Source organism: Actinomadura sp. CNU-125 (assembly GCF_001942465.1).
Classification (GTDB): domain Bacteria; phylum Actinomycetota; class Actinomycetes; order Streptosporangiales; family Streptosporangiaceae; genus Spirillospora.
Map to the genome: position 1 here is coordinate 23,070 of NZ_MKJY01000006.1, position 6,148 is coordinate 29,217.

Annotated in this window: 5 protein-coding genes; 4 read left to right on the top strand and 1 reads right to left on the bottom strand. The window is 73.2% G+C overall.

Annotated features, from left to right (window positions below; genetic code table 11):
* Nucleotides 1-111: 111 nt before the first annotated feature.
* The 3 genes from BJF79_RS57870 to BJF79_RS00955 all read left to right on the top strand — a co-directional run bounded on the left by BJF79_RS57870 (nt 112) and on the right by BJF79_RS00955 (nt 4,193).
* A complete protein-coding gene (locus BJF79_RS57870; RefSeq protein ID WP_262401342.1) occupies nt 112-345 on the top strand; it encodes a hypothetical protein in 234 nt (77 codons plus the stop codon).
* Nucleotides 346-568: 223 nt separating this feature from the next.
* Nucleotides 569-2,434, top strand: a complete 1,866-nt coding sequence (locus tag BJF79_RS00950) for a transketolase-like TK C-terminal-containing protein (protein WP_262401343.1) — start codon at nt 569-571, stop codon at nt 2,432-2,434.
* 163 nt (nt 2,435-2,597) lie between these two features.
* Nucleotides 2,598-4,193 carry a sulfatase-like hydrolase/transferase gene (locus BJF79_RS00955; protein WP_410050019.1) on the top strand — a complete coding sequence of 532 codons (1,596 nt, stop codon included), beginning with the start codon at nt 2,598-2,600 and terminating at the stop codon, nt 4,191-4,193.
* Here BJF79_RS00955 and BJF79_RS00960 read toward each other — a convergent pair.
* Complete coding sequence (locus BJF79_RS00960; RefSeq protein WP_075894572.1) at nt 4,136-4,912, bottom strand: SDR family NAD(P)-dependent oxidoreductase; 777 nt, start codon at nt 4,910-4,912, stop codon at nt 4,136-4,138. The two genes, BJF79_RS00955 and BJF79_RS00960, sit on opposite strands and share 58 nt — an antisense overlap.
* Nucleotides 4,913-5,294: 382 nt before the next feature.
* Between BJF79_RS00960 and BJF79_RS00965 the strand changes: the two genes are divergently transcribed.
* Nucleotides 5,295-6,104, top strand: a complete 810-nt coding sequence (locus BJF79_RS00965; RefSeq protein WP_075894573.1) for an SAM-dependent methyltransferase — start codon at nt 5,295-5,297, stop codon at nt 6,102-6,104.
* The last annotated feature ends 44 nt before the right edge of the window (nt 6,105-6,148 follow it).

Consider the following 6,148-nt stretch of genomic DNA (forward strand, 5'->3'; position numbering starts at 1 on the left):
GGGAGGGGTGGACTTTTGGGCAATGTGCTCAGTTTCGCGGACGTCGCTTGAGCATATCCGCGCGCTGTTGTTTGAATCGCGGGCACACGGCTCAAGTGTGCGAGGTGTGAGATGAGCAGGCCAGAAACGGGGCGCCGGCCGGAGGGCGACGAGTACGCGGTGCTGCGGGAGGTCGAGGACCGCGTTCTCTGGCTGAGCAGCGCCATGGTGCACCACGCCAACCGGGTGCGGTCGGACCCGTCCGGGCTCAAGGTCGGCGGGCACCAGGCGTCGTCGGCGTCGATGGCGACGATCATGACCGCGCTTTGGTTCGGGCACTGCGCGCCGCGGACCGGGTGTCGGTGAAGCCGCACGCGTCGCCGGTGCTGCACGCGATCAACCACCTGCTCGGACGGCTGGACGCCTCGTACCTGACGCGGCTGCGGGAGTTCGGCGGCCTGCAGAGCTACCCGAGCCGGACGAAGGATCCCGACCCGGTCGACTATTCGACGGGGTCGGTGGGAATCGGGGCGACGGCGCGATCTGGGGAGCGGTCACCCGCCGTTACGTCGACGCCGCGTTCGGCGGGGTGGGCACGGGCCGGCAGTACTCGCTGCTCGGCGACGCCGAACTCGACGAGGGCGCGGTGTGGGAGGCGGTGCTGGATCCGGCGGTGGCCGAACTGGGAGAGATCGTCTGGATCGTCGATCTGAACCGCCAGTCCCTCGACCGGATCGTGCCGGGCATCGCCGCCGACAGGCTGCAGGGGATGTTCGCCGCCGCGGGCTGGCAGACGATCACCCTCAAGTACGGCCATCTGCTGGAGGGGCTCTTCGAGCGGCCCGGCGGCGCGGCGCTGCGGCGCCGGATCGACGGTATGGCCAATCCGGAGTACCAGCGCCTGCTGCGCTGCGACGCGGGGGAGCTGCGCGACCGGCTGCCCGGGGACGGGCCCGACGCGGGCCGCGTCGCCGAGCTCGTCCGCGGCGTGGACGACGCCGAGCTGACCGCCGCGATCGGCAACCTCGGCGGTCACGACCTGCGGGCTCTGGACGGGGCGTTCGCCGCGATCGAGGACGACCGCCCCACGGTGATCTTCGCCTACACCGTCAAGGGGCACGGCCTGGCGACCAGGGGCCACCCGCAGAACCACTCGGCCCTGCTGACCGACGCCCAGATGCGCGAGCTCGCCGCGCGGACCGGCTGCGACCTGGACGATCCGTGGCGGCCGTTCGCGGACGGCGGCGCCGCGGGACGGCTGTGCCTGGAGACCGCGGAGCGGCTGGACCGCCGTGAGGCCGCCGGGTCGGCGCCCCCGGCGCTGCCCGCGGACATGGGCAGGACGCCGTCGGGCACGGCCACCACGCAGGCGGCGCTCGGCAAGGTGCTGCTCGACCTGACGCGCGGTGCTCCGGAGGCGGCCCGCCGCATCGTCACCGTCAGCCCCGACGTGAGCTCCACGACGAACCTGGGCGGATGGGTGAACAAGGTCGGGGTGTGGTCGCCGCGCGAGCGGCGGGACTGGTTCGCCGACGACGGCGAGACGATCCTGCACTGGAAGGAGACCCCGGCGGGACGGCACATCGAGCTCGGCATCGCCGAGGTGAACCTGGTGGGCCTGCTGGGCGAGCTCGGCGCCTCGTGGAGCCGGTGGGGGCAGCCGCTGCTGCCCATCGGCGTGGTGTACGACCCGTTCGTCGAGCGTGCGCTGGAACCGTGGTCCTACGGCATCTACGCCGGTGGCCAGTCGATCCTGGTGGGGACCCCGTCCGGGGTGTCGCTGGCCCCCGAGGGCGGGGCGCACCAGTCGATCAAGACGCCGTCGATCGGCTTGGAGCAGCCGGGCTGCGTCGCCTACGAGCCGGCCTTCGCCATCGACACCGAGTGGGTCCTGCTGGCGTGTCTCGCCCGGCTCGGGAGGCCCGACGGGCGGTCCGCCTACCTGCGGCTGTCCACCCGCCCGGTCGACCAGAACCTGGCCGCGGTCCCCGCCGACCCCGCCGCGCGGGAGCGCCGCCGCCGGCAGGTCGTCGCGGGCGCCTACGCGCTGGCGCGCGCCGCGGACCCGGTCGTGACCATCGCGGTGCAGGGCGCCGTGGTGCCCGAGGCGCTGCGGGCCGCGGAACGCCTGGACGCGATGGGGCTCGCCGCTGACGTCGTCTGCGTGACCAGCGCCGACCTGCTGTACCGCGCGCTGCGCGCACGGCAGGGCCATGACGACGCGGAGTCGTGGATCCTCGAGCAGGTGTTCCCGGCCGACCGCGCGACGCCGCTCGTCACGGTCCTGGACGGCCACCCCCACACCCTCTCGTTCCTGGGGACGGTCAACCGGGTGCCCACGACGGGGCTGGGCGTGACGGGCTTCGGCCAGTCGGGGTCCCTGGAGGACGTGTACCGGCACCACGGCCTCGACGCGGAGAGCATCGTCGGCGCGGCGCTCGATCTGGTCGACTGACCGCCCGTGGCAGATTAGTAAATCTGAAGTTAGGATCATTTTTATCGGGTCCGACTTCGGAGGAGCCATATGGGGCGCAAGATCCTGTTCATCACCACCGACCAGCAGCGGTACGACGCCTACGGGTGCAACGGAGGGGAGGTGGCGAGGACCCCCGTGACCGATGGGCTCGCCGCCGAGGGGGTGCGGTTCGAGCGGGCCTACTGCCAGAACGTCGTCTGCCCGGTCCAGCATGCTGACCGGGCAGTACCCGCGGACGCACGGCGCGATCGCCAACGGGGTGCCGCTGCCGGACGACGCGCCGAGCGTCGCGCGCGTCCTGGGGGACGCCGGGTACCGGACGGCGCTGATCGGCAAGGTGCACTTCGAGCCGATCGCCGACCCGGACGGACGGTGGGAGCAGAACCGGATCCCGATGGCGGGCGAGCACGGCCCCTACCGGGGCTTCGAGTACGTCGAGTTCGCCGGGCACGGCCCGCAGGGCGCCTCGCACTACGGCGGCTGGCTGCGCGAGGAGCACCCCGAGTCGACCGGGGGGTTCCTGCGGATCTTCTCGGCGGCGCCCGGCGGCGACACCGGGGCCCCCGGCGTGGCCCGCAACCCGGTGCCGCGCGAGCACTACCACACCGACTGGGTGGCCGACCGGACCATGGCCTGGCTCGACACGCTGGACGATGACGACGACTGGTTCTGCTGGATGAGCTTCCCCGACCCGCACCACCCCTGGGACGTCCCGGCCTCGGAGGCGGGACGGTTCGACTGGCGCGAGCTCGACCTGCCGCCGGGCCACCCCGGCTCCGACGAGCGCATCCGGGAGATCCTCGCCGGACGGCCGGAGCACTGGCTGGCCTGGTACGACGGCTCGGTGCCCAACATCGACGCCGCGCCCGGCGACTTCGTCCCCGCCGACCTCACCCACGACCAGATCCGGGAGATCAACGCGCTGGTCCACGCGAAGAACGAACTGCTGGACGAGGCGTTCGGAAGGGTCATCGCCAAGATCGGGGAACGCGGCTGGGGCGACGACACCGACGTGTTCGTCACCACCGACCACGGCGAGTTCCAGGGCGAACTCGGCCTGCTGTACAAGGGCCCCTACCACGTGGACGCGCTGATGCGCCTGCCGCTGGTGTGGCGTCCCGCACCGTCCGCCGGGGTCGCGCCCGCGGTGGTGCCCGAGCCGGTGGGGCAGATCGACCTCGCGCCCACGTTCTGCGCGGTCGCGGGGGTGCCGGTGCCGGAGTGGATGGAGGGGAGCCCGCTCCCGGCGGCCCCCGGGTCGGGCCGCGAGCGGGCGATCGTGGAGTGGGACAGCCAGCTCGACACCGGTCACCGCCTGCGCACGATCGTCCAGGACGGCTGGATCTGCACGGTGTACGAGCCGACCGACCGGGACTACGGCATGCCGAAGGCGACCGGTACGCCAGCTTCGGGATGCTGCCACCGGAGCGGGAGATCGTGTACGACGGCGGCGAGGGCGAGCTGTACCGCCTGGCCGACGACCCGTACCAGTGGGTCAACCGGTGGGACGATCCCGCGGCGGCCGACGTGCGGGCCCGCCTGGTGCAGGACCTGTACGAGCACCTGCCCCCGGTTCGTGAGCCCCGGCTCCGTCCGCAGGCCATGGGGTGACCCCTCCGGCACGGGCCGGACGCCCGCCGGGGTGCCCGGCCCGTCCGGCCTCCGCGCCGGGGGACGCCGCTACTTCGGTGGAAGCCGGACGCCGGCGTCCACCCGGAACACGTCGCCGTTGACGTAGGGGTTGCGGATCAGCTCCCACGCCAGTGAGGCGAACTCCTCCGAGCGGCCCAGCCTGCGCGGGAAGACCACGTCGCGGGCCAGTTTCGCCTTGAACTCCTCGGGATCCGGCACGGTGTCGTAGATCGGGGTGTCGATCAGGCCGGGGGCGATCGTCATGACCCGGACGCCGACCACCGCGAGGTCGCGGGCCAGCGGCAGCGTCAGGCCCACCACCCCGCCCTTCGACGCGCTGTAGGCCGCCTGACCGACCTGCCCCTCGAACGCCGCGACCGAGGTGGTGTTGACCACCACGCCCCGGGCGCCGTCCTCGTCGGACTCGTTGCGCCCCATCGCGGTGGCGGCGAGCCGCGTCACGTTGAAGGTGCCGATCAGGTTGACCTCGACCACCCGGCGGAACGCGGCGAGGTCGTGCGCGGACTCGTAGCGCCCGTCCTTGCCGACCGTCCGCGCCAGGCTCGGGATCCCGGCGCAGTTGACCGCCGCCTTCAGCGGGCCGGCCTCCAGCGTCGCCTCCAGCGCGGCGATCACCTGCTCCGGATCGGTGACGTCCGCGGCGGCGTACCGGCCGCCGACGGCGGCGGCCACACGCTCGCCGTTCGCCGCGTCGAGATCCACGACGGTCACCCGCATGCCGTTCGCCGCGAGGACGCGGGCCGTGGCCTCGCCGAGGCCCGACGCGCCTCCCGTGACGATCGCCGAAGAACCTTCGAACTCCACGATGCTGCACTCCCGTCTACGTTGCCGATTATGAGGTTGTTTTCAGTTCTGCGGCCCGGCATGGGCCGCGTTTCCCGCACGAGGCGCGCCGCGCGCCGCCCGGCCGCGGCCCGGCGTGCGTCCGGACGAAGGTCTCGATGGTGCGCATCGTCGACGCCCCCCTCGCTGGTGCCGGACGGCGGCACGGACTCCGGGGCGGCGGGAGCCCGATGGGGCCCCGCCTCCGGCGGATCAAACTGAAACTGAAACTAGTATCAGCGATACCGTCGGCGCAATACCTGCGGGAGAGAGACAACAAGCGCGGTCCCGCGACGCGGGGCGTCTGATCGGCTCCGGGGCGGGAAGAACGCTGGTGGCGAGCGGAACGAGGGGAGCGGTTTCCATGCCGTACGGACCACCGCCCGGGGTCGACACGAGCGTGCCGCATTCGGCCCGGATGTGGGACTACTGGCTGGGCGGCCGGGAGAACTATCCGGCGGACCGTGCGGCCGGCGACGCCGTCCTGCGGGTGCTGCCGGGGATCGCGGCGTCGGCCCGGGCGGACCGCGCGTTCCTCGGACGGGCGGTGCGGTTCCTGGTCGGGCGGGGGATCGGGCAGTTCCTCGATCTGGGCGCAGGGCTCCCGACGGTCGACAACACCCACGAAGTCGCGCAGCGGGTGGCGCCGTCGGCGCGGATCGTCTACGTCGACAACGACCCGCTGGTGCTCGCTCACGCGCGGACGCTGCTGCGGGGCCGGCCCGAGGGGGCGTGCGACTACATCGAGGCCGACATCCGCGACATCGGGACGGTCCTGGAGGGGGCGTCGCGGACGCTGGACCTCGGCCGTCCCGTCGGGCTGATGATGCTGGGGGTGCTGAACCACGTCCTGGACGACGACGAGGCGGGGGCGCTGGTCGCGTCGCTGCTGGAGCGGGCGGCCCCCGGCAGCCACCTGGTGCTGTCGCACACCTGCGACGCGACCACCGCCGAGCTGGACGGCGCGGCGATGCGGCGGGCGGTGGCGGAGGTGATGGAGCGCGGCGGGACGCCGATCCGCGCGCGGTCGCCAGAGCGGATCGCCGGGTTCTTCACCGGGACCCGGCTGGTGGAGCCCGGGGTGGTGTCGTGCTCGCGGTGGCGTCCCGACCCGCCGGGGCGGCGCGACCCCGAGGTGCCGCACTTCGCGGGCGTCGGCGCCGTGCCGTCCTGACGGTCAGCGGCCCGCGCCGCCGTGCAGGAACTTGGCGCAGGGGC

What these genes read in the sequence shown, in the direction of transcription:
- BJF79_RS57870 (WP_262401342.1), top strand. Translation starts at nt 112, where the DNA reads ATGAGCAGGCCAGAAACGGGGCGCCGGCCGGAGGGCGACGAGTACGCG.
- BJF79_RS00955 (WP_410050019.1), top strand. Translation starts at nt 2,598, where the DNA reads ATGGGCTCGCCGCCGAGGGGGTGCGGTTCGAGCGGGCCTACTGCCAGA.
- BJF79_RS00965 (WP_075894573.1), top strand. Translation starts at nt 5,295, where the DNA reads ATGCCGTACGGACCACCGCCCGGGGTCGACACGAGCGTGCCGCATTCG.